Origin of the sequence: Vibrio sp. S12_S33 (assembly GCF_963889785.1) — a bacterium.
GTDB classification, from domain to species: domain Bacteria; phylum Pseudomonadota; class Gammaproteobacteria; order Enterobacterales; family Vibrionaceae; genus Vibrio; species Vibrio aestuarianus.
The window spans coordinates 1-22,344 of record NZ_CAWPQZ010000018.1 but is presented as its reverse complement, the minus strand read 5'-3'; the positions used below and the strand labels follow the sequence as shown (position 1 = coordinate 22,344).

Here is a 22,344-nt window from a genome sequence, read left to right as displayed (position 1 = left end):
GGTCCTTACTTCAGTTGCGCAAGCTCTTGGTTAAGCATCGGTAGATCCAGTTTTTGTTCTTTAGCACAACGTTTTGCAATGCCATAACCTGCGTCAGCATGACGCATCACGCCAGTTGCTGGGTCGTTGTGTAGTACGCGAGCAATACGTTGTGATGCATCGTCACTTCCATCGCAACAAATAACCATGCCAGAGTGTTGAGAAAAGCCCATCCCGACACCGCCACCATGATGTAAAGAGACCCATGTTGCACCGCCGGCGGTGTTGAGTAATGCATTGAGCAATGGCCAATCGGAGACGGCGTCTGACCCATCGAGCATGCCTTCGGTTTCGCGGTTCGGGCTCGCGACTGAACCTGAATCTAAGTGGTCGCGACCAATAACGATTGGTGCTTTGAGTTCGCCATTTTTAACCATTTCGTTAAAAGCTTGACCGAGACGTTCACGATCTTTCAAACCAACCCAGCAGATACGAGCAGGGAGACCTTGGAAGTGAATCCGCTCACGTGCCATATCTAACCAGTTATGTAGATGAGGATTGTCAGGGATCAACTCTTTGACTTTTTGATCGGTTTTATAAATATCTTCTGGGTCGCCAGAAAGCGCGGCCCATCGGAATGGCCCAATCCCTTCACAGAATAATGGGCGAATGTAAGCAGGGACAAAACCAGGGAAATCGAACGCGTTTTCAACGCCTTCTTCTAATGCCATTTGGCGGATATTATTACCGTAATCAAGAGTTGCAGCGCCACGTTGTTGCAAGGTAAGCATTGCGCGGACTTGGTTCGCCATTGATTGCTTGGCCGCTTTTACCACTTTGGCTTCATCTTCTAAACGAGTTTGATAGGCGAGTTCCATGCTCCAGCCGAGTGGTAAATAGCCGTTTAGCGGGTCGTGTGCTGATGTTTGGTCAGTCACCACATCTGGGGTGATATTGCGTTCGACTAACTGCGGGAAAACGTCCGCCGCATTACCGAGCAAGCCAACAGAAATCGGCGTGTCTGATTGCGTAATCATCGTTAAAGCTTCATCTATGCTGGTGGCTTTTTTGTCGACATAACCAGTGCGAAGACGATAGTCGATACGCGATTCATCGCACTCAACAGCAATCATTGAAAAGCCCGCCATAGTGGCAGCTAGCGGTTGTGCGCCACCCATTCCACCCAGACCGCCGGTTAATACCCAGCGGCCTTTTGCATTACCAGCAAAGTGTTTTTTGGCAACTGCGACAAAGGTTTCATAGGTTCCTTGAACAATGCCTTGTGAGCCGATGTAAATCCACGAACCTGCGGTCATCTGGCCGTACATCATTAACCCTTGTTTATCGAGCTCATTAAAATGTTCCCAATTTGCCCAGTGTGGTACTAGGTTAGAGTTCGCAATTAACACCCGAGGCGCATTCTTATGGGTAGGGAACACGCCCACGGGTTTACCGGATTGAACCAGCAAGGTTTGGTCTTCCTCCAGACGTTCTAGCACTTCTACAATTTTATCAAAACATGCCCAATCACGAGCTGCTCGGCCAATGCCACCGTAAACGACGAGCGCATGTGGGTGTTCGGCTACATCAGGATCTAAGTTATTCATCAGCATGCGAAGCGGCGCTTCGGTTAGCCATGATTTAGCGCGCAGTGTGGTGCCATGCGGCGCACGAATAGTACGTGTGGTATCCAGACGTTGACCTTGAGAGTGGTGCTGCGTCATGTTGAGACTCCTTGTGTTTGGTTCCATTGGCTATTGTTGTTATGTCGCCAAGTGTAGGGTTGTTCAAAAAAGTTAATTGTTGGTCATCGCGTTGGCGATATCCCAGCACAGCCGTGCGGCAAGGCGTGCAGTTTGGTTGTCGACATCAAATTGAGGGTTGTACTCGGCGATATCGGCAATCAGTAATTTGTTTTTGTGATAAAGAATTTTATCGAGATAAGGGGCCAGCGCGTCATAACTGACACCGCGAGCCGCTGGGGCACTGACCCCTGGCGCGGTAGCTGCGGGGAAAACGTCTAAATCAATGGTGAGGTAAAGATAATCACATCGGTTGATAAAGTGCTGTAATTCACGGAGGTGATCAATTGGGCTTAATGTGGAAAATTGAGAGTCTTCCATATACAAAACCCTCAGTTCTCGAGCTCGTTTAAACAGCGCTGGAGTATTACTGGCACGACTAACACCTAAGCAGGCGTAGTTAAAATCCCAACCCTGCTGCTGACAAAATGAGTGAATTTGATTGAAGGGTGTGCCTGAACTTGGTTTGATCTCTGCCGTGTCTGATTCAAACGCGCGTAAATCAAAATGTGCATCGAAGTTGATGATGCCGATTGTCGGTTGTTTTATTTGGTTGTGTTTAAAATGTCGAGCGAGGCCTTGAAAACTTGCCCACGCTACTTCATGTCCCCCGCCTAGTACTATGACGGGCATATGATTGAGTGCTTTAGCAACGATATCTGCACAGCTTGCTTGAGCCTGTTCAAGTTCGTCCCCTTCGCAGCGAATATTACCTAAATCGTAAAATGTTGATTTTTTATGCCACGCTAAATTAGCTAACGCTTGTCTGATTAGGTTCGGAGCATGTTGAGCTCCAATACGTCCTTTATTACGCGCAACACCAGCATCGCATTCAAGACCGACTACAGCAATGGCGTGATGACGTTCAATATGTAGTGCTTGAAGTTCATCGACTTGGCAGCAGTGAGCCTGATGATGCACACGAGTGCTTAACTCGCCATCTTCTACATCATCACGACCTTGCCAGTTAAAACTATGTTGGGCGCTAGGTAAATTGAGGTTAGTCATGGGTGAGTTCTCCATCAACTACGCGAGCATATAAACGAGGAATACCCACTTGATAACTTAAATCAGCAGGGTGGGTTATGTTCCAAATGGCTAAATCGGCGTCATACCCGGTTGCGATGACACCCCGCGACGGCGCAAAACCGAGTGCTTGCGCTGCATGCTGAGTCACACCACGTAATGCTTCCTCTGGGGTTAAATTGAAGAGAGTACAGGCCATGTTCATCATCAATGTCAGGTCTGCAAATGGTGAAGTGCCAGGGTTTATGTCGGTGGCAATCGCCATGGGAATAGTATGTTTACGCAGTAACTCTATTGGTGGGCTTTGGGTTTCACGCAAGAAGTAAAATGCGCCGGGTAGTAATGTTGCTACCGTATTGGATTGCGCTAACGCTTTTACGCCTTGCTCATCCAAGTATTCGATATGATCAGCGGATAAACCCTGATAATGCGCCGTTAAAGCGGTTCCGCCTGAATTTGATAGTTGCTCAGTATGGCCTTTTACCTGCAAGCCATGTTTGATTGCCGCTTGAAAGACTTTTTCTGTTTGCGAGAGATTAAAGCCGATCGATTCGCAAAATACATCGACACTGCTTGCTAGCTTTTGCTCAGCAACTTGCGGGATGATTGTTTGGCAAATATGGTCGATATAGTCATCGGCGCGGTGTTGAAATTCTGGTGGGATCGCGTGGGCGGCGAGTAGCGTGGTGACGACTTTTATGCGGCGATAGTTTTCCAGCATCTTAGCTGCTTTGAGCATTTTTATTTCATCATCAAGCGTTAAACCGTAGCCAGATTTGATCTCTACAGAGGTGACTCCTGATCGGATTAGCCCCTCTAAACGAGGCAGAGCAAGCTCAACCAGCTCTTCAACCGAAGCCGCTCTTGTCGCGTTGACGGTTGATAAAATGCCGCCACCTTGTTTTGCGATCTCTTGATAGGGAATACCTTGCAAGCGCATTTCAAACTCATTGGCACGGTTGCCGGCATAGATCAGATGTGTATGACAATCGATCAATCCCGGAGTTATTAGCTTGTCTTGGCAATCAATAATAGGGCAGTCATAGTTAGTATAGATAGGTTCGTTAGCACTGAGCAGAGAGTGAATTTTTCCTGCTTGAATATAAATGGTTTGAGGCGCACTGGGCTGGTAGCCTTGTTTACCCTTTTCCATGCTGATAACGCGAGCATTAGTCAGTATCAAATCCATGGTTGCTCTCACTTTTTCTATGCAAGTTTACAAATGCCTAAATGTATATACAAATAAATAAGACAAAAAGGTGGCTTGTGCAAGAGTAATGTTGCGGAACTGTGATTAAATGGTGGAATGTTAATCTTTAGCTGAGCAGTACTTTAGAGGTTAATTTGTACTTAGAACCTGGGTGATAAAGCAGTGCAGAGCTAACTAACTTATCGCCACTCCATGTTCTTCGATTTAACAGCAAGCAAGGCTCATTGCTCGTTAACTGTAATAATTGCTTGGTATGAGAATCGGGGATAATCGCTTCTACGGTATGCTCAATGGCGCTTAACGGGCAGTTTTGCGATAAATACTGATTAGGAGTGATTAAAGAGAAATTTTGCTCAAGGTAGTGAGGTGCATAGTGGCAATTGACCCAACGCACCTCTAGCTGTAAGGGGGATTTGTTCGCAAAGTGTATGATTTCACTGTAAAAAACCTGTGACCCAAGCATGACGCCAAGTTTGGTCGCTACATTTTCGTCGGCGGCTAATGCTACTTGTTTGAGCACTTTGCTGTGGTAATTTTTCCCGCGGCTAATCACTTCATCAGCGATGTTGCGGATATCCAGTAGCGGTGATTCTGCTTTCTCTTCAGGGGCGCAAACAAATGTACCGAGCCTAGGCCTGCGTTGTAGTTTGCCATCAGAAACCAAGTCTCTAATCGCTTTATTGACGGTCATTCGACTGACATTAAATTGTTCAGTCAGTTCTAATTCAGTACTAATACGATGACCTACCGGCCAGTGACCCGTTTCTATATTATCTAAAATAAACTGTTTTATTTGTTTATATAATGGTGAGGCTGACATCGGTATTATCGGTTTTAATTGAATATACAAATAATTAATGAAGTGACTGAAAAATGCAATGTTTAGATACTGTCGATGCGTGATGTTACCACTCATCTCACATCAATAAACTTATTTGGGCTTTGTTGAATAACCCCTTAGAATGTTTTTGTTTGATAAATTAGAGAAAATATAAATGACTATACCCACTGAAATGACTTTTTTCGCGCGTTTCGAAGCGGATATTTTGGCAAAAAAGAAAGTGATCACCATTCGAGATGAAAGTGAGAGCCACTATCAGGCTGGTTCGATCGTAGATGTGAGCACGTTGGAAGAAGGGAAGTGGTTTTGTCGACTGAAAGTTGATGCGGTAGAGCCTATTTTATTCAGTGAACTGAGTGAGTTTCACGCTGCGCAAGAAAACATGAGCTTGGAAACGCTCAAGCAAGTTATCCAAGATATTTACCCTGGGATAGAGCAGTTGTATGTGATTTATTACCAACTGGTGGAAAGCGATGCCAGACACAAATAGCACGACTTAAAAGTAAAGATATACGTTACCTAGGTTAGAAACAGCAACGCCAATCAAAGCGATTGGCGTTGTATTCCGATATGGATACGATTAATCGCGTTTCCATAGGATATGGCAAAACTTTTTGTCTGGGTCGCGGCTGACGAGCATTCTTGCGAACACATCATCTAGCACATCGTCTTGTTCATTCACAAGGCCGATCAATACTTCCGCGTAATCTTCCTTATCAACGTCGAAACCCACGTGTTGAACCCAATCATCGCCTACATCAACTAACTCGGCAGCTCCGCGTTCTTCGAACTGCATGGTAAATAGGATTACATCTGCTGGTTCTAAGTTGTCAGGAGCCATCTCAAGGAAGATGTCATAGGCAGCGTCGATCGCGTCGTCGTAAGAAATTAAATCAGACATTATTATGCTCGGCTCATGTATTTGCGTTCAGCAGTGTTCACAATAATGCGATCACCCGTTGCTACGTATTCTGGTACTTGAACAACTAGGCCAGTGCTTAGTCGTGCAGGTTTCGTACGAGCTGATGCAGAAGCACCCTTAATAGAAGGGTCAGTCTCTTCAATTACAAGTTCTACTGATGAAGGTACATCTAGCGCAACCGCTGAACCGTCTACAACGACGACGAACATACCTTGAATTTCTTCGGTGATGAACAGTAGTTCGTCTGCGATCTCGTCTTTCTTGAACGTGAACTGAGTATAATCTTCATTGTCCATGAAAATGTACTCGTCACCGTCAACATAAGAAAACGATACAGCGCGACGGTTCATATCTACGGTATCAACAAAATCGTCAGCTTTTAGACGTTCATCAACACGAGCACCAGTGTTTAAATCAGTACAACGCAACTTGTAGATTTTAGAACCGCCACGACCACCTGGAGTAGTCACTTCGATATCTTTGATGAGTAGTGTTTTACCACCAGAAACGATGGCAAAACCTTTCTTTAATTCATTCGCCTTTGGCATGGAATTTTTCCTTCATACTTAATTTCGGCGCATTATACCTTGCAGCTCTAGAAAAGGAATATCTTGATTGATCGGTTTGCATGGTAGAACATGATGTGCGTGTTCCATTTCTCTATTAATTAACGTTTTTTGTTATGTATTTATCGGTTATCGACCCTAAACAAGCTTTTCAAACTGAATACCAAGCAGCGATTGATGATCTCATCAGGTTTCTTCGTGCGGGTTTGGGAGACAATCTGCACAGTGTTTATTTGTATGGCAGTGTGGCGAGAAAAACAGCACGTTATGGTCGCTCAAATTTAGACGTTGTGGTGGTCACACACGCGGATTTCCCCGAAACTCGAACCACGTTACTCAACACCATTAAATGGCGTTTCCAAAAGAGTTTTCCACACATAACGGAAGTGTCGATAAAAACGGCGTTAGTATCGGAGGTTGCCTCGCTCGATAGTATTTTTACGTGGGGCTTTATGCTTCGCCACTGCTGTGTTTGTGTTTGGGGGGATGACTTAGCTGAGTGCTTTGGTGATTTTGAACCCAGTTGGGAGATTGCCAAGCATTGGAATATGGATGTTGAAGATTGGGTGCTTTTTTACCGCGATAAAATCGCCAAAGCCAATTCTGCCAGTGAGCAGAGCAAAGCACAGATTGTGATTGCTAAAAAGCTATTGCGAGCAAGTTATTCACTGGTGATGTACCGTGACAAAGGTTGGTTTGATGACCCGATTGAATGTGGTCAACAATTTCTTCGTTATCACCCAGAAAAGGAAGTTGAAATCAATAGGCTCGGTATTTTGTTATCTGGGCGGCCGATTGCCAAACGTTCGGTGATCGGTATTTTAGATTCCTATGGTCACTGGCTTGTAAAGCAGTACAAAAAAACAGAATTTCGGATTGGCTGATCGTGCGCTGATACCATCGTATTAGCGCATGATAAATGATGACGTTGGTAGTACTTAGATATTTCGTTGCTAGCCTCTATTTTAGAAGAGGCCCAACTGAGGTTGACTAAGCTGTTCAAAGTTCAGTTCAACAAAAGGCAAAATGGCTTCTGCGACGGGCTGTAATTGTTTATCGATATAGTGCTGATAATCGATAAGGCTTTTTAAATACTCTTTAGGCTCAGGACCATTAATAGTGATTAAGTACTCGATGCGTCCTCGGTTTTGATATTGCAGTGGTCGTCCGAGTTGCATGTTGATCTCATCGGCTAGGCGAGCTGCTCTGACTTGTGGTGGCACATTTTTTTGATATTCATGTAGCTTACGTCGTAGACGTTTTTGATAAACCAGTTCATGGTCGAGTTGCCCACTTTGTGTTTGCTCGACAATCTCTCTGATGAAAGCTTCGGGGTTTTCACCTTTAAAAATCATCGAATACAGCCGATATTGAAAACGTTGTGCGAGCGGTGTCCAGTCGGTTCTCGCACTTTCAAGCCCTTTAAAAATCAGCCGTTCTTGTTCACCTTCACCAATTAATCCAGCGTAGCGTTTTTTAGAGCCAGTTTCTGAACCACGGATCGTTGGCATAAGAAACTTACGGTAGTGGGTTTCGTATTCAAGCTCTAAAATTGAGCTAAGCTGATACTCTTCTTGTAAATGCTCGGCCCACCATTGATTAATAAAGTCGACCAGTGCGCTGCCGATATGATCCGCTTGCTGCTGTGAGAATTCGCCACCTAAAGAGACAAAGGTTGAATCGGTATCACCGTAAATGACTTGATAACCCTTTTCTTCAATCAGCTTTTTGGTCTGCTTCATGATCTCATGCCCACGCATAGTGATACTCGAAGCTAAACGTGTATCGAAAAAGCGGCAACCTGAAGACCCTAATACCCCATAAAATGAGTTCATGATGATTTTTATCGCTTGAGAAAAAGCTTTTTCATTGTTCTTCTTAGCGAGATCTCGAGCCGCCCATAAATTTTCGATCATCTCAGGAAGAAAGTGTTTGTTGCGATGAAATTGCCCACCACGAAAGCCTGGTACTGCTTCGTTTTCATTGTTACCCACCGTGAGCTGTAATCCTTCAATTAACCCTAGCGGGTCGATGAGAAATGAGCGGATGATAGCGGGATAAAGACTCTTAAAATCCAGCACCAGCACTGAATCATATAAGTTAGGGATAGAATCCATAACATAGCCACCAGGGCTAGCAACCCAGTTTTCCGGCTGTAAATTGGGTGCAATATAACCGGCACGATGCAACTGCGGTAGATACAGATTCGTGAATGCAGCCACTGAACCACCAACGCGATCTAACTCAACCCCAGTGAGGCGTGAGCGCTCTATAGCAAAATCCAGTAAATGCGTATGTTGGAAAATCTTATTTACCAGCACACAGTCTTGCAGGTTGTATTTAGCTAAAGACGGTTTGTCTTTTCTAAACATGCGGTTTATTTCATCCATACGATCATGCACGTTGTGGATGTCTTTGCCTTCACCCAGTAATTCTTGAGAAACGGCTTCGAGCGACCATGAGCGAAAGTGGTAAGTCGCCGTTTTTAAAGTATCAATTCCATCAAGTACTACACGTCCTGGAATGGTGATAAAACCTTGCTGACTTTGGTTTGAAGTACGAAAGAAGCTGTGTTGATTACCACGTCCGATGGTTAATTTGGTGTTGTGCCATTCTGCTCGTTTGTGTAATAACCGGAAGTCAAAGTCAATTACATTCCAACCAATGATGACGTCCGGATCAAACGCCTTAAACCAGTCGATAAGCGCTTGCAATAAGGCACGTTCATCTTTTACCCATTGGATCGCTGTTTCACTGGGCTGCGGTTCGCCAATCATAATCACACGGCTATCCATTGGGCTATCAAAGCCAATTGAGTAGAGAATACCTTTTTCTGAGCATTCTAAGTCGAGAGAGACAACTTTGAGGCTAGGAATGTAATGCCCAGGGCGACATTTGGCCTGTTCAACTTTTAAATAACGGCTTTGTTGAGTGAGTAAACCAGTGAATTCAACACTGCCTTTAATGAAGCGTTCCATCAGAAAGCGATCGGCCAGCTTGATATCATCTTCTAAGGTTTGAATCTGTTGCTGTTTTAAGAGGGTAATCAGTGCTGCATAGGTGTGGAGTGTCGGGCAATAGCAGGCGGCCAATGGGTTATGTTCGAAATCTTTTAATTCCAATGCCTTACAATCGACAGACAAGTTGTGTTGGCTTGCCAAACTCTGAAGCTGTTCTATCTCCAGTTGGGAGATGAAAAATACGGGCTTTTCGCCACGGATGATCAGCTGGCTCGGCCCTTGCGGAGTTGCTAGCCAAAGTTCGATATAAGTGGCACCTTTGATGTCTCTTGCATGACGAGTGAGCAAAAAGCCTTGTTGAATACTCAAGCGTGGTTGATCCAGATTGTAGTTATTTTCTTAAGATGCATCATATCAGAGCTCAGATTTAAATACTTAGCTTCTCATATCTAGGCTAATGTCATGTTGTTGTCTACGGTAATTCGATACGCCATGTCAATCACTAGTAACCGATTGATTTAATTTTATTTTGCTTTGCTATGAGTCTGGTTGCATTTTTATGGTGAGCTTCAAATTTGTCAAAAAATGATCTCAATTGATGGACACTTATTTGCTAATATAATGAAACTATTGATTTGTTGATAAATTCTCATGGATTGATTAACAAGGTAAATAAGTACTTGCCAAAATTTCGGTTAGAGCACATATTCAGTGTAAGCAAAAACCAGATTTTAAGTTAATATAGGCAGCCATGCTGTTATCCACTACCAAGTGGGTGCAGAGCCAATAGATGAGTGTGGAGATACAAGAGTGATTAGTGTTTTCCTTGTAGATGATCACGAGCTGGTTCGCACAGGGATACGACGTATTATTGAAGACGTCCGTGGAATGAACGTAGTAGGGGAAGCTCTCAGCGGTGAAGAATCTGTAAAATGGTGTCGCAACAATCATGTCGACGTTGTTTTAATGGATATGAATATGCCGGGGATCGGTGGTTTAGAAGCAACGAAAAAGATTTTACGTTTTAACCCAGACGTAAAAATTATAGTGTTGACTGTTCATACTGAAAACCCGTTTCCTACCAAAGTGATGCAAGCAGGAGCCGCCGGTTATTTAACCAAAGGGGCTGGTCCTGACGAAATGGTCAATGCGATTCGGATAGTGAATAGCGGTCAACGCTATATTTCACCAGAGATCGCTCAGCAAATGGCATTAAGCCAATTTTCACCAGCTTCTGAAAACCCATTTGCTGATCTCTCAGAAAGAGAGTTGCAGATCATGATGATGATCACTAAAGGTCAGAAAGTGACGGATATTTCTGAGCAGCTTAACCTTAGCCCTAAAACGGTGAACAGTTATCGCTACCGTCTATTCAGCAAACTGGCTATCAATGGTGATGTAGAGTTGACTCACTTAGCTATTCGACACGGAATGTTAGACACTGAGACCCTGTAGTGACGATTCCGTTTGATTCGGCGGCTTTCCTTAAAACAGTCACTAATCAGCCCGGTGTGTACAGAATGTATAACGCCGAGGCTGATATAATTTATGTTGGCAAAGCCAAAGACCTCAAAAAGCGCCTTTCTAGTTACTTTCGGAAAAACATCGATAGCGAGAAAACGCGCGCGCTTGTTAGCCATATCGCCAAAATTGACGTTACCGTAACGCATACCGAAACGGAGGCGTTGATTCTCGAACACAATTATATCAAGCAGTATTTGCCTAAATACAATGTGTTATTGCGCGATGACAAGTCTTATCCGTATATTTTTATCAGTGGGCATAAACACCCTCGGCTCTCTTTGCACCGAGGTGCAAAAAAGCGCAAAGGAGAGTATTTTGGCCCGTATCCTGACTCGGGTGCGGTTCGGGAATCTTTGCATCTCATCCAGAAAATATTCCCAGTTCGGCAGTGTGAGGATACGGTATACAGCAACCGGACACGGCCATGCTTAATGTATCAAATTGGCCGTTGTGCTGCGCCTTGTGTCAGCAGCATCATTTCTGATCAACAATATGCTGAGTTAGTCAATTTTGTGCGCTTATTCTTGCAAGGCAAAGACAACCAAGTATTGGAAATCTTGATTCAGAAAATGGAGCAAGCGAGCCAAACGCTTCAATTTGAGCAAGCGGCTCAATTTCGAGATCAAATTCAAGCTATACGACGCGTTCAAGAGCAGCAGTTTGTTTCCGAAGATAGTATGGACGATATGGATGTCTTAGGTTTTTCTCAAGAAAGTGGCATTGCGTGTATTCATATTTTAATGATCCGCCAAGGTAAAATCCTCGGAAGCCGCAGCCATTTCCCTAAAATTCCCAATAACACCACTCAAGAAGAGGTGTTCGATAGCTTTTTAAGTCAATACTATTTAAACCACAATGAGGCTCGTACGATCCCTAGCCGCATGATTTTAAATTCAGGACTGCTTGAAGATGCAAAGCCATTACAAGATGCATTGCAAAGTGTCGCTGGTCGTAAAATCTCTTTTCATGTTAGCCCTACTGGTACACGTGGTCGATACTTGAAATTGGCGAACACCAATGCATTGACCGCAATTACAACCAAAATTAATCATCGGATGACCATCGGCCAGCGTTTTAAAGCACTTCAGTCGGAATTAGGCGTTGAAAATATTATGCGCATGGAGTGTTTTGATATTTCGCACACCATGGGAGAAAGCACCATTGCATCTTGCGTGGTCTTTAATCAAGAAGGTCCGGTGAAGCAAGAATATCGTCGTTATAACATCACTGGCATTACCGGAGGTGATGACTACGCCGCGATGGGGCAGGTACTAGAACGTCGATATTCAAAACAAATTGATGTCGAAAAAATACCGGATGTGATTTTTATTGATGGCGGTAAAGGCCAACTCAATCGAGCGCATCAAATCATCACCACGCATTGGCAAGATTGGCCTAAAAGGCCGATATTGATTGGTATTGCTAAAGGGATAACTCGTAAACCGGGCTTGGAAACACTTGTGACCATAGAAGGTGAGGAGTTTAATCTTCCTAGTGATGCGCCTGCTTTACACCTTATCCAACATATTCGGGATGAAAGCCACAATCATGCCATTGCTGGTCATCGAGCTAAGCGCGGAAAAACCCGTAGAACGAGTGCGTTAGAAGAGATTGAAGGGGTAGGACCAAAGCGTCGACAATCCTTATTAAAGTATATGGGTGGATTACAAGAGTTGAAGCGGGCAACTGTTGAAGAAATCGCCAAAGTGCCGGGGATCAGCCATTCTTTAGCTGAAAACATTTATCAGGCATTGAAACAATAAGTAAAATGACGCAACATTAACGCGCCATGGATAAGAGCCTAAAAATATGCGTTTAAATATTCCCAACATTTTGTCTTTGCTACGACTTTTCCTAATACCGATATTTGTCGTTGTATTCTACCTTCCTTATGGCTGGGGGCCTTTTGCGGCAGCAATGGTGTTTTGGGTCGCAGGGTTTACCGATTGGCTTGATGGAATGTTGGCGCGTAAACTAGGCCAAACCTCTCGTTTTGGTGCTTTTATCGATCCTGTTGCTGATAAAGTCTTAGTTGCTACAGCGCTTATTTTAATTACTGAACATTATCATAGTATTTGGATTACGATTCCTGCGGTCACAATGATTGCTCGTGAAATTATTATCTCCGCACTAAGAGAGTGGATGGCAGAAATTGGCAAACGTGCAAGTGTCGCTGTTTCTTGGGTGGGGAAAGTTAAAACCGGTACGCAGATGTTCGCTCTATGGATCCTTATCTGGCGCTATGATGATTGGATGATCTGGTTAGGTTATGCTGCGCTTTATGTTGCCACAGTTTTGACCTATTGGTCTATGGCTCAATATTTGATGGCGGCCAAAGATGACCTCCTCAATGAAGAACATCATTAAATAACGGGCTACGGCCCGTTTTTTACGTTTAGTCGGTTCTGTTATCGGTTTTTATCTGCGGTAAAGTACAGTTATCTCATGGAAATGACGCCATATTTTGCTATTAAATTGAGCAAATCAGCTGTTTTTGAATGCAAAGTAGTCAAACGATTTAAAAACTAAAAAAATAGTGTTGACTCATTTCATCGAATCCGTAGAATGCATCCCGTACTCAAGAGGAACGCAACAAAATAGCGCTTCGATTGAAGTGGCAGAGGCGCGTTGGCAGAGGGGCTATGCAGCGGATTGCAAATCCGTGGACCTCGGTTCGACTCCGGGACGCGCCTCCATTTGCGACACTAGCTCAGTTGGTAGAGCGCAACCTTGCCAAGGTTGAGGTCACGAGTTCGAACCTCGTGTGTCGCTCCAAAATTTTGCGATATTGAATTTAATTTCGATATCTTTAAGATGGTGTTACTTAATTTTGTAAACAGCATCGCAATCAAGAATTGCGTGCCCTGGTGGTGAAATTGGTAGACACAAGGGATTTAAAATCCCTCGACTTTCGAGTCGTGCCGGTTCAAGTCCGGCCCGGGGCACCATCTTTTAACTGCATAAGCAGTATGCGACACTAGCTCAGTTGGTAGAGCGCAACCTTGCCAAGGTTGAGGTCACGAGTTCGAACCTCGTGTGTCGCTCCAAAATTAAAGCCTCAGCAAAAATGCTGGGGCTTTTTTACATCTAAATACTCAGCATTTTTCCTACGCGTAGCGCAATCTTGGCAAGGTTGAGGTCACGCTTTTAGTTCAAAAGAAAGCGAACCTCGTGTGTTGCTCCAAAATTAAAGCCTCAGCAGAAATGCTGGGGCTTTTTTACATCTAAATACTTAGCATTTTTCCTGCGCGTAGCGCAATCTTGCCAAGGTTGAGGTCACGCTTTTGTTCCCCTATCTTAAATTTCAAATCTGTGATCGATGATGCTGATAGAGAGCATATAGTTTTCATTTCTGACTCAGTTGCTGTGAATAAATTGATATATAATTCTACTGCACCCTTCCTATTTGAAGTTGCAGCGGTGTTGGCTACGTTTGCTCACCCCAATCACATAGTTTATCTATGCTCATGGGGATTCTCTCACTTGCCGACAACCTGCAACTCCTAGTAGCTTGGGTATATATTTTCATGGATTAGTGTTTATTGTCTGTATGGTTGCAGGCTTTATGGGTGGATAGTGTGACGAAATCATTTCTTTGGGATAAACATTTTGAAACGGGAATTGGCGATGTTGATGAACAACATCAATATTTGGTTGGGATCATCAACCAATATGGCGCGCTTATTTCTGAAAATAATATTGCAGAGGAAGATGTTCGAGTCGCACTTTTTGAACTTTCTCGATATGCCGAATTCCATTTTAAGGAAGAAGAGCAATTGATGAGAGACAAAGGAGTTTATCCTAGTCATATAGAACAGCATGTTAAGGTCCATAGAGCTTTTATAGCTGAAGTTGCTAGTATGCAGAGTTTTATTCGTCAACAGGATGACGGCTCGGCAGGGCAATTGTTAGATTTTTTAATTCACTGGTTGGCTTATCACATACTCGGTATTGATCAAAACTTGGCTCTGCAGATAAAGGCTATTGAGTCAGGTCAATCGCCTGAAGAGGCGTACAGACAAGAAGAACGGCAGCGAGACTCTGCAACAGAGCCACTGCTAAATGCGTTGAATGGTTTATTTGAACAAGTATCGATGCGCAATAAGGAGCTATTAAAACTTAATCAATCACTTGAATATAAAGTTGAGGAACGGACTAAACAGCTATTAGAGGCGAATCAACGTTTAGAAGAGTTGTCGCTAACCGATGCACTAACGTCGCTTCCTAATCGTCGTAGTGCTATGCATCACTTGCATGTATGTTGGACAGAAGCTGTGCAACATCAATATCCATTAGTTTGCATCATGATCGATGCCGATCATTTTAAAGTAATTAATGATAGCTGTGGTCATGATGCAGGAGATAAGGTGTTGATTGAGCTGGCTCACGAATTAAAAGATGCCTTTCGTAGCGATGACATTGTGTGTCGTCTTGGTGGCGATGAGTTTTTCGTTATATGCCCGCATACTGATCTAAAAAGCGGCCTGCATATCGCTGAATCAACACGCCAACGTGTTTCTAAAATGCGTGTTAGCACAGGGGCAACAGATTGGCGTGGAAGTATCAGTATTGGTGTCGCGGCAATCAGTGCCGATATGAAAATATACGATGAATTAATCAAAGAGGCGGATAACGCACTGTATAAGGCTAAACAAGCTGGTAAGAATTGCGTTTATCCAACGATGTAACTAAAGCTCCTTGATCATCCAGACATCGCAACCATTGTGCTCCGTACCCACCATCGGCTTATTTAAGTGGGAAAACCCAAGTTTCTCATATAGACGAATGGCCGATGTCATATTGGATAATGTGTCTAAATAACATGATTGATAGCTCATATCTTTAGCGTATTTGATGCAGGCTTCACTGAGTTTTATCCCTAATCCGTGGCCGCGACTTTCAGGCAACAAAAACAATTTTTTGAGTTCGCAAACCTCTTGACTGCCATTAAATGCAGCGATACCAGCCCCCCCCATTACTTTTCCATCCATTTTTGCGACCAGATAAATACTTTTTGTGTCTATGCCGTAGTATTGGCTCATTTGTTCAACTTCTGAATCTGAAGGGCCAAAACCCTCACCAACAGCGCCAAATTCTGCACCTACCGATTTGATGATGTGACAGATATCTTGATCATCGGTGGGTGTGATTTCAGTAATGGTAATGTCCATATGTGTTTCTCTTATTAAACATGATTGTTTGGGTATAGTTATTGGTCTTACGAATGGAAATATCAAGTTATTGATGGATGTGTTGACCGCGACAAATCAACAAAGCAAAGATAATGTGTTTTTTTTCATCAATAGAAAGGCTTGATATCATTTCAATTTGGCTTTAGTTGTGGCTTTAGATACTATGTGTAGCTATCTGAAAAATACAAAACATCCGATACGGACACTACCAATGGGTAGATGAGGAAACGATGCAACATCTAGAAGAGATTATTGCTAATGCGACCGCTGCGATCAACGCTGCGAATTCGTTAGTCGCACTTGATGAAGTGCGTGTTCAGTACCTAGGCAAAAAAGGTGAGTTAACGACTCAACTCCAAAGCTTGGGTAAATTGCCACCAGAAGAACGTCGTGCAGCAGGTCAAGAGATCAACGTTGCAAAAGGAACGGTTCAACAAGCGATTGCCGCTCGTAAAGATGAGCTACAACGTGCTGAACTAGAAGCGAAATTAGCCGCTGAAACCATCGATGTTACTTTGCCTGGTCGCCGTATTGAAAATGGTGGTCTTCACCCAGTGACTCGCACTGTTGAGCGTATTGAACAATTCTTTGGTGAGCTTGGTTTTAATACTGAGTCTGGTCCAGAAATTGAAGATGCGTTTCACAACTTTGACGCGTTGAATATTGCGGAAGATCACCCAGCTCGTACTGATCACGACACCTTCTTCTTCAACCCTGATTTGATGCTGCGCACCCATACTTCTGGTGTGCAAATTCGTACCATGGAAAACGGCAAGCCACCTTTCCGCTTTATCGCCCCAGGTCGCGTTTACCGTAATGATTACGATCAAACTCACACGCCAATGTTCCACCAAGTAGAAGGTATGTTAGTTGATGAGAATGTAAACTTTGCGCAGCTAAAAGGTATTCTCAACGATTTCCTATGTAATTTCTTTGAAGAAGAAGTTGAGGTTCGTTTCCGCCCGTCTTATTTCCCGTTTACAGAGCCTTCAGCAGAAGTGGATGTAAAAGGTAAAAACGGTAAGTGGCTTGAAGTTTTAGGTTGCGGTATGGTCCACCCGAATGTACTTCGTAGTGTTGGTATTGACCCTGAAAAATACTCTGGTTTTGCTTTCGGTATGGGTGTTGAACGTTTGACGATGCTTCGTTATGGCGTGAATGACCTACGTGCGTTCTTCGAGAACGACTTACGTTTCCTTAAACAGTTCAAGTAATTCAAAGGGTAGAGATACAATGAAATTCAGCGAATCATGGCTTCGTGAGTGGGTAAGCCCTGCGGTTACAACTGACGAGTTAACACACCAAATCACAATGGCTGGCTTAGAAGTAGACGATGTTCTACCTGTAGCTGGCGAATTCACTGGCGTAAAAGTAGGCCTGGTTGTTGAGTGTGCTCAACACCCTGACGCAGACAAATTGCGCGTCACCAAAGTTGACGTTGGAGAAGAAGAACTACTGGACATCGTTTGTGGTGCATCTAACTGCCGTCAAGGAATTAAAGTTGCAGTGGCTACGGTTGGCGCCGTGCTGCCAGGCGATTTCAAAATCAAAAAAGCAAAATTACGTGGTCAACCTTCTCACGGTATGCTTTGCTCATTTACTGAGCTAGGTATTGACGTTGAATCAGATGGTATTATGGAATTGGCTGAAGATGCCGTTATCGGTACCGATTTCCGTCAATTCCTTAATCTCGATGATGTAACGGTAGACGTAGATTTAACCGCTAACCGCGCAGACTGCTTCAGTATTCGTGGTCTTGCGCGTGAAGTTGGCGTTCTAAACCGTGCAGATGTTACAGAGCCAATGGCTAAAGGCGTTACGCCATCTATTGATGATGTTGTCGCTATTGATGTGCAAGCACCAGCAGCATGTCCACGTTATCTTGGCCGAGTAGTTAAGAATGTGAATGTTCAAGCGCAAACCCCACTATGGATGCAGGAAAAACTGCGTCGTTGTGGTATTCGCTCTATCGACCCTGTCGTGGATATTACAAACTACGTTTTGCTAGAACAAGGCCAACCAATGCATGCTTTTGATCTAGCTAAGATCGATGGTGGTATTGTTGTTCGTTTGGCTGAGCAAGGTGAAAAGCTAACGCTTCTTGATGGTACGGAAGCTGAATTAAATGCAGATACACTCGTAGTTGCCGACCACAATAAAGCATTAGCGATTGCGGGCATTTTTGGTGGCGAAGGATCGGGCGTTAGTTCAGAAACAAAAGATGTATTGCTAGAGTGTGCATTCTTTGCACCGGATCATATTCGTGGTCGTGCGCGCAGCTATGGCTTACATACAGATTCTTCAATGCGTTTTGAACGTGGTGTTGACTATGCACTACAAGCAAACGCAATGGAGCGCGCAACAGAGCTTCTAGTTGAAATCTGTGGTGGTGAAGTCGCGCCTGTGGTTGCTGTAGAGTCTGCAACAGACCTTCCAACGCCAAATACGGTTACATTACGTCGTACTAAGTTAGACAATTTGCTCGGCCACTCTATCTCAGATGCTGATGTTGTAGAGATTCTACAGCGTCTTGGTTTGACGGTAGAAGTGACTAATGAAGGTTGGAGTGCAACCGCACCGACATGGCGTTTCGATATCGCGATAGAGCAAGACTTGGTCGAAGAAGTGGGTCGTATATACGGCTACAACAACATCCCAAATCAAGCCCCTATTGCTGCGTTAAGCATGAATGATCATAAAGAAGCTAACTTACCGCTTAAACGCGTTCGTAACCTTCTGGTTGATCGTGGTTATCATGAAGCTATTACTTACAGCTTTGTTGAACCTGAACAGCAAAAATTAATGGTTCCTAGTGTTGAGCCATTGGTTCTGCCAAATCCAATCTCTGCGGATATGTCAGCTATGCGTCTAGGCCTAATTCAAGGCCTATTAAATACTGTTGTTCATAACCAAAAACGTCAGCAGCCACGTGTTCGTTTATTCGAATATGGCCTGCGTTTTATTCCTGAAGCAACGGCAGAAAATGGCATGCGTCAAGAACCGATGCTAGCGGGTGTTATCTCAGGCACTCGTGGTGAAGAACATTGGAATATGGAAACGGCAACGGTTGACTTTTTTGACTTGAAAGGCGACCTAGAAGCGATTCTAGAACTAACGGCTAATGGTAAAGCATACAGCTTTACAGCGGTTAAGCACCCTGCGTTACACCCTGGGCAATCTGCTGCGGTTATTCTTGATGGCGAAGTTATCGGTGTGATTGGTACTGTGCATCCAGAACTTGAACGCAAGTTTGGTTTGAATGGTCGTACGGTCGTATTTGAGATTGAGTGGTCTGCGGTTGACAGCAGAGTAATTCCAGAAGCAGTTTCACTTTCTAAGTTCCCATCTAACCGTCGTGATATCGCATTGGTTGTCGATGACTCAGTAGCATCAGGCGACATAGTAAATGCATGTCGTGCAGCTGGTGGTGAATTGCTAAAAGACGCAAAACTGTTTGACGTTTACGTAGGCAAAGGCGTGGAAGAGGGTAAGAAGAGCTTGGCTATTGCGCTTAACCTTCAGTCGCTTGAGCGTACATTAGAAGAAGCCGATATTGTTAGCGCGGTAGACGCTATTGTCTCTGCTATTGGTGAGCAATATGGTGCCGCACTGCGTGATTGATCACGACTTAACAAATTAGTTACAGGTAGCAGGCTCATTAGAGCCTGCTTTTTTATGCGTTGAACAATGAATTTTCCAGCCAACAAGTCTATGATTTTATAGAAAATAAATTTTTTCATAAAAAAATAATGATAGTTGTCCGTAGTGTGAAATTCTGTGTCGGTTTGTGAATTCGACATAAACTACTAAATTATCAGTACTTTTTTGAAATCGTCAATACCAAACACTAGCTGTATGGCCATGATATGCGTCTTTTTGATGAAATTATTAATTTTGTTGAGAATAAAAAAGTTGGCGAAAATCAGAAGCTTGGCATACACTTTTCAAGTAGAGCCGATAGGTTGTTGATTGGCTAAGCGAAAATGCTTCGGTGCTGCTGACTGGCAGCAAGGTTTAACATAGCTTTGAGGGAAGTTTTATGGCGCTCACAAAGGCCGAATTGGCTGAAAACCTGTTTGAAAAGCTTGGATACAGTAAACGGGATGCCAAGGAAACGGTTGAAGTGTTTTTCGAAGAGATTCGTAAGGCGCTTGAAAGTGGCGAACAGGTAAAACTATCTGGTTTTGGTAATTTTGATCTTCGAGACAAAAATGAACGTCCGGGTCGAAACCCAAAAACAGGTGAGGATATTCCTATCTCCGCTCGACGTGTCGTAACGTTCCGCCCAGGGCAGAAATTGAAAGCCCGAGTCGAGAACATTAAAGTCGAAAAATAGACCGAGCAATAGACCACGCCTAGCGTGGTCTTTTTGCATTTATCCTAAATTGAGTCTTAAGCTGCTTGAATATGAGTAGTTATGTAAGGCTGCCATGCATTTTGATAAAGCTCTATAGATTGACGTCTGAACTGAGCTATCTTCGCAATTTCAAATTCATTCAACGCACGGCGTTCGCTGGCAGCGTTACGTTCAAATTGTTGGATTTTTTCATAAAGTTCATGCTCTGGGCCATTTTTCACATCGGCAATCGCTTTGAGGTGTAATTGTACCTCAGCAATGACATTGGTCTTAGGCAGTTGTATTAATAAGTTTAAATCGCGATAGCCAGAAGTACCTGGCGATTTAAAACGATTTTTTACTTTAACAATTGTTGCTTCACGGTTGAGTACTTCATAGGCTTCAACCAAGCTAGGTACGTCGTTAGCGACAATGGTTGCTCGAGCTAAATCGGTAATCCTATCTGCGCGCCCATCGAGTTCATGTGCAATTTTTGTCAGTGCGCGATCTCTTGATTTAACACCCGCGAAATACGCTTCGGTTGACGTTAATAGCGCAGCACTTTTACATAGCGTTTCAAGTTCAAACTGAGCTTGATGCGCTTTGCTATAGAGTACTTCAAAGTCGTTATATGGTTGCAAAGGCTGGGTGTTGGTCGACTGAATGCCATAGAGACCGCTAAGGCTATGTTTGAAGAGTTTTGATGATAATTGGTCTTGTTGAGACTCGTTGACTTCAGGAACACTTTCCGAAATCAGTGAAACAGCAGCAAACGCTGGTGCACGGCTTAATACCAGTAGCATCAATGCTGTGGTTCGTAGAAATAAGCTCATTGACTCTCCTTACGGGACGTTTAGGCAAAAGGGAAACTTAAAAGATCCTAAAAACGTCTAGCTCGAATTATGCAACGAACCGGAGATGTCTAAAGACTATCTTGGGTTCAATCAGTGAAACTCAACCTTGATGAATCAGCAAAACTGTTAACTTTGAAGTTGCTCACGTAGTTTGACTTTAGTGCAGTGGTTTTGTTCTCATCAAGTTGTAACTAAGTGTAGCGGGTGAAGATTAACCAAACATGAATGAATTTGTTTTGATGCTACCGGATGCGCAATAGATAGGTTAGGCTAGTGAATTTACGTCGTTTAACGGCACGTATATATGAGTGATGAGAGCAAGCAATAAGATGAAAGATCCTGAATTTTGGCACAATAAATGGGCTGCTAATCAAATAGGTTTCCACTTAGAGGATGTGAACCCATTGTTGATTGAGTTTTGGGTGCATACTAAGCCGCAGCGAGAAGATAGCGTATTTGTTCCTTTGTGCGGAAAAAGTGAAGATCTGATCTGGTTAGCTTCCAAGCATGATGTCGTTCAAGGTGTAGAGCTGAGTGAAATCGCGGTTCGTTCATTTTTTTCCGAACATTTTTATACACCACAAGTGACACGTATCAATAGCTGGCATGAACTTTACCAGTTTGATGAATTATCGATCTATTCAGGTGACTATTTTACAGCCCCTATTGAGGCGGTTGATATCATCTATGATCGAGCGGCTTTGGTTGCTTTGCCGCCAGAAATGCGAATTGAATACGCTAATAGGCTAAAATCACTTTTAAAGCCAAAAGGTCGTATTTTGTTGGTTAGTTTGGATTATGTTCAAGATGAAATGTCTGGCCCTCCTTTTAGTGTGTCTGAAGAGGAAATACGCCAGTTGTATTCGGGTTATACTGTGACCCATTTGTTACGTGATGATGCCGATGAATTACATCCTAAAATTAATAAGCAAGGGTTGACTCGTTTTGCTGAAGACGTATGGCTTATTGAAGCAAATTAAATAGAATAGGCAGGGTATCTGCCTATAATGCCGATCAGTTAAGACTTTAATCGGCAGATCAGTTGAATGATCCTACCTTTATGTAAAAATCCGATAGACATTGTTTATCGGATTTTTTTATGCACGTTTCTCAAGCCCTCGATATCATCAAC

The 22,344-nt window shown here is 43.6% G+C and carries 19 protein-coding genes and 4 tRNA genes; 14 read left to right on the top strand and 9 right to left on the bottom strand.

What is annotated here, in order from left to right; translation table 11 throughout:
* Window positions 1-5: 5 nt before the first annotated feature.
* From hutU to hutC, 4 genes are all read right to left on the bottom strand, one after another.
* A complete protein-coding gene (gene hutU / locus AACW06_RS10265; RefSeq protein ID WP_192074983.1) occupies window positions 6-1,703 on the bottom strand; it encodes a urocanate hydratase in 1,698 nt (565 codons plus the stop codon).
* A gap of 72 nt (window positions 1,704-1,775) precedes the next feature.
* Window positions 1,776-2,789, bottom strand: coding sequence for a formimidoylglutamase (gene hutG, locus AACW06_RS10260; RefSeq protein ID WP_192074982.1), 1,014 nt, complete (start codon window positions 2,787-2,789; stop codon window positions 1,776-1,778).
* Window positions 2,782-4,008 carry an imidazolonepropionase gene (hutI, locus tag AACW06_RS10255; RefSeq protein WP_443263246.1) on the bottom strand — a complete coding sequence of 409 codons (1,227 nt, stop codon included), beginning with the start codon at window positions 4,006-4,008 and terminating at the stop codon, window positions 2,782-2,784. Before hutI ends, hutG begins: the two co-directional genes overlap by 8 nt.
* Before the next feature lie 115 nt (window positions 4,009-4,123).
* The gene (gene hutC / locus AACW06_RS10250) at window positions 4,124-4,837 is read right to left on the bottom strand and encodes a histidine utilization repressor (protein ID WP_238336671.1); all 714 of its coding nucleotides are present in this window, start codon (window positions 4,835-4,837) and stop codon (window positions 4,124-4,126) included.
* A 175-nt stretch (window positions 4,838-5,012) separates the two neighbouring features.
* Between hutC and yqfB the strand changes: the two genes are divergently transcribed.
* Entirely contained in the window at window positions 5,013-5,348 is a 336-nt protein-coding gene (gene yqfB / locus AACW06_RS10245; RefSeq protein WP_192074979.1) for a N(4)-acetylcytidine aminohydrolase, read from the top strand.
* A 90-nt stretch (window positions 5,349-5,438) separates the two neighbouring features.
* Here the strand turns inward: yqfB and AACW06_RS10240 are convergent, their stop codons facing one another.
* Window positions 5,439-5,759 carry an HI1450 family dsDNA-mimic protein gene (locus tag AACW06_RS10240; protein ID WP_053309351.1) on the bottom strand — a complete coding sequence of 107 codons (321 nt, stop codon included), beginning with the start codon at window positions 5,757-5,759 and terminating at the stop codon, window positions 5,439-5,441.
* 2 nt (window positions 5,760-5,761) lie between these two features.
* On the bottom strand, window positions 5,762-6,328 hold the full coding sequence (yeiP, locus tag AACW06_RS10235) for an elongation factor P-like protein YeiP (RefSeq protein ID WP_168521802.1): 567 nt from the start codon (window positions 6,326-6,328) through the stop codon (window positions 5,762-5,764).
* A 134-nt stretch (window positions 6,329-6,462) separates the two neighbouring features.
* Between yeiP and AACW06_RS10230 the strand changes: the two genes are divergently transcribed.
* Window positions 6,463-7,230 carry a nucleotidyltransferase domain-containing protein gene (locus tag AACW06_RS10230; protein ID WP_168521804.1) on the top strand — a complete coding sequence of 256 codons (768 nt, stop codon included), beginning with the start codon at window positions 6,463-6,465 and terminating at the stop codon, window positions 7,228-7,230.
* Window positions 7,231-7,311: 81 nt separating this feature from the next.
* On the opposite strand, the gene AACW06_RS10225 is transcribed toward AACW06_RS10230, so the two are convergent.
* Window positions 7,312-9,675 (bottom strand): DNA polymerase II, encoded by a 2,364-nt coding sequence (locus AACW06_RS10225; protein WP_192074978.1) that lies wholly within the window; start codon window positions 9,673-9,675, stop codon window positions 7,312-7,314.
* 441 nt (window positions 9,676-10,116) lie between these two features.
* On the opposite strand from AACW06_RS10225, the gene uvrY reads away from it, so the two are divergent.
* The 8 genes from uvrY to AACW06_RS10185 all read left to right on the top strand — a co-directional run bounded on the left by uvrY (window position 10,117) and on the right by AACW06_RS10185 (window position 15,518).
* The gene (gene uvrY, locus AACW06_RS10220) at window positions 10,117-10,761 is read left to right on the top strand and encodes a UvrY/SirA/GacA family response regulator transcription factor (protein ID WP_192074977.1); all 645 of its coding nucleotides are present in this window, start codon (window positions 10,117-10,119) and stop codon (window positions 10,759-10,761) included.
* Window positions 10,761-12,593 carry an excinuclease ABC subunit UvrC gene (uvrC, locus tag AACW06_RS10215; protein ID WP_192074976.1) on the top strand — a complete coding sequence of 611 codons (1,833 nt, stop codon included), beginning with the start codon at window positions 10,761-10,763 and terminating at the stop codon, window positions 12,591-12,593. The genes uvrY and uvrC overlap by 1 nt, the downstream gene beginning before the upstream one ends.
* Before the next feature lie 46 nt (window positions 12,594-12,639).
* On the top strand, window positions 12,640-13,197 hold the full coding sequence (gene pgsA, locus AACW06_RS10210; RefSeq protein WP_192074975.1) for a CDP-diacylglycerol--glycerol-3-phosphate 3-phosphatidyltransferase: 558 nt from the start codon (window positions 12,640-12,642) through the stop codon (window positions 13,195-13,197).
* A gap of 255 nt (window positions 13,198-13,452) precedes the next feature.
* Window positions 13,453-13,526 (top strand) — tRNA-Cys (locus AACW06_RS10205).
* A gap of 3 nt (window positions 13,527-13,529) precedes the next feature.
* Window positions 13,530-13,605 (top strand) — tRNA-Gly (locus tag AACW06_RS10200).
* Window positions 13,606-13,691: 86 nt separating this feature from the next.
* Window positions 13,692-13,778 (top strand) — tRNA-Leu (locus AACW06_RS10195).
* A 23-nt stretch (window positions 13,779-13,801) separates the two neighbouring features.
* A tRNA-Gly gene (locus tag AACW06_RS10190) sits at window positions 13,802-13,877 on the top strand.
* A gap of 531 nt (window positions 13,878-14,408) precedes the next feature.
* Complete coding sequence (locus AACW06_RS10185; protein WP_192074974.1) at window positions 14,409-15,518, top strand: bacteriohemerythrin; 1,110 nt, start codon at window positions 14,409-14,411, stop codon at window positions 15,516-15,518.
* Here the strand turns inward: AACW06_RS10185 and AACW06_RS10180 are convergent, their stop codons facing one another.
* Window positions 15,519-16,001 carry a GNAT family N-acetyltransferase gene (locus tag AACW06_RS10180; protein ID WP_192074973.1) on the bottom strand — a complete coding sequence of 161 codons (483 nt, stop codon included), beginning with the start codon at window positions 15,999-16,001 and terminating at the stop codon, window positions 15,519-15,521.
* 251 nt (window positions 16,002-16,252) lie between these two features.
* Between AACW06_RS10180 and pheS the strand changes: the two genes are divergently transcribed.
* From pheS to ihfA, 3 genes are all read left to right on the top strand, one after another.
* Window positions 16,253-17,236: a phenylalanine--tRNA ligase subunit alpha gene (gene pheS / locus AACW06_RS10175; protein ID WP_192074972.1), complete on the top strand. Its 984-nt coding sequence runs from the start codon at window positions 16,253-16,255 to the stop codon at window positions 17,234-17,236.
* A 19-nt stretch (window positions 17,237-17,255) separates the two neighbouring features.
* Complete coding sequence (gene pheT, locus AACW06_RS10170; RefSeq protein ID WP_192074971.1) at window positions 17,256-19,643, top strand: phenylalanine--tRNA ligase subunit beta; 2,388 nt, start codon at window positions 17,256-17,258, stop codon at window positions 19,641-19,643.
* Window positions 19,644-20,061: 418 nt separating this feature from the next.
* Window positions 20,062-20,358, top strand: a complete 297-nt coding sequence (gene ihfA, locus AACW06_RS10165) for an integration host factor subunit alpha (protein WP_053309362.1) — start codon at window positions 20,062-20,064, stop codon at window positions 20,356-20,358.
* A 56-nt stretch (window positions 20,359-20,414) separates the two neighbouring features.
* Here the strand turns inward: ihfA and AACW06_RS10160 are convergent, their stop codons facing one another.
* Window positions 20,415-21,191 carry a phosphoribosylglycinamide formyltransferase gene (locus AACW06_RS10160; protein WP_192074970.1) on the bottom strand — a complete coding sequence of 259 codons (777 nt, stop codon included), beginning with the start codon at window positions 21,189-21,191 and terminating at the stop codon, window positions 20,415-20,417.
* A 350-nt stretch (window positions 21,192-21,541) separates the two neighbouring features.
* Between AACW06_RS10160 and AACW06_RS10155 the strand changes: the two genes are divergently transcribed.
* On the top strand, window positions 21,542-22,192 hold the full coding sequence (locus AACW06_RS10155) for a thiopurine S-methyltransferase (RefSeq protein ID WP_192074969.1): 651 nt from the start codon (window positions 21,542-21,544) through the stop codon (window positions 22,190-22,192).
* Window positions 22,193-22,344: the final 152 nt, after the last annotated feature.

Coding starts and splice junctions, on each gene's coding strand:
- hutU (WP_192074983.1), bottom strand. CDS start 1,703: ATGACGCAGCACCACTCTCAAGGTCAACGTCTGGATACCACACGTACT.
- hutG (WP_192074982.1), bottom strand. CDS start 2,789: ATGACTAACCTCAATTTACCTAGCGCCCAACATAGTTTTAACTGGCAA.
- hutC (WP_238336671.1), bottom strand. CDS start 4,837: ATGTCAGCCTCACCATTATATAAACAAATAAAACAGTTTATTTTAGAT.
- yqfB (WP_192074979.1), top strand. CDS start 5,013: ATGACTATACCCACTGAAATGACTTTTTTCGCGCGTTTCGAAGCGGAT.
- AACW06_RS10240 (WP_053309351.1), bottom strand. CDS start 5,759: ATGTCTGATTTAATTTCTTACGACGACGCGATCGACGCTGCCTATGAC.
- yeiP (WP_168521802.1), bottom strand. CDS start 6,328: ATGCCAAAGGCGAATGAATTAAAGAAAGGTTTTGCCATCGTTTCTGGT.
- AACW06_RS10230 (WP_168521804.1), top strand. CDS start 6,463: ATGTATTTATCGGTTATCGACCCTAAACAAGCTTTTCAAACTGAATAC.
- pgsA (WP_192074975.1), top strand. CDS start 12,640: ATGCGTTTAAATATTCCCAACATTTTGTCTTTGCTACGACTTTTCCTA.
- AACW06_RS10180 (WP_192074973.1), bottom strand. CDS start 16,001: ATGGACATTACCATTACTGAAATCACACCCACCGATGATCAAGATATC.
- pheS (WP_192074972.1), top strand. CDS start 16,253: ATGCAACATCTAGAAGAGATTATTGCTAATGCGACCGCTGCGATCAAC.
- pheT (WP_192074971.1), top strand. CDS start 17,256: ATGAAATTCAGCGAATCATGGCTTCGTGAGTGGGTAAGCCCTGCGGTT.
- ihfA (WP_053309362.1), top strand. CDS start 20,062: ATGGCGCTCACAAAGGCCGAATTGGCTGAAAACCTGTTTGAAAAGCTT.
- AACW06_RS10160 (WP_192074970.1), bottom strand. CDS start 21,191: ATGAGCTTATTTCTACGAACCACAGCATTGATGCTACTGGTATTAAGC.
- AACW06_RS10155 (WP_192074969.1), top strand. CDS start 21,542: ATGAAAGATCCTGAATTTTGGCACAATAAATGGGCTGCTAATCAAATA.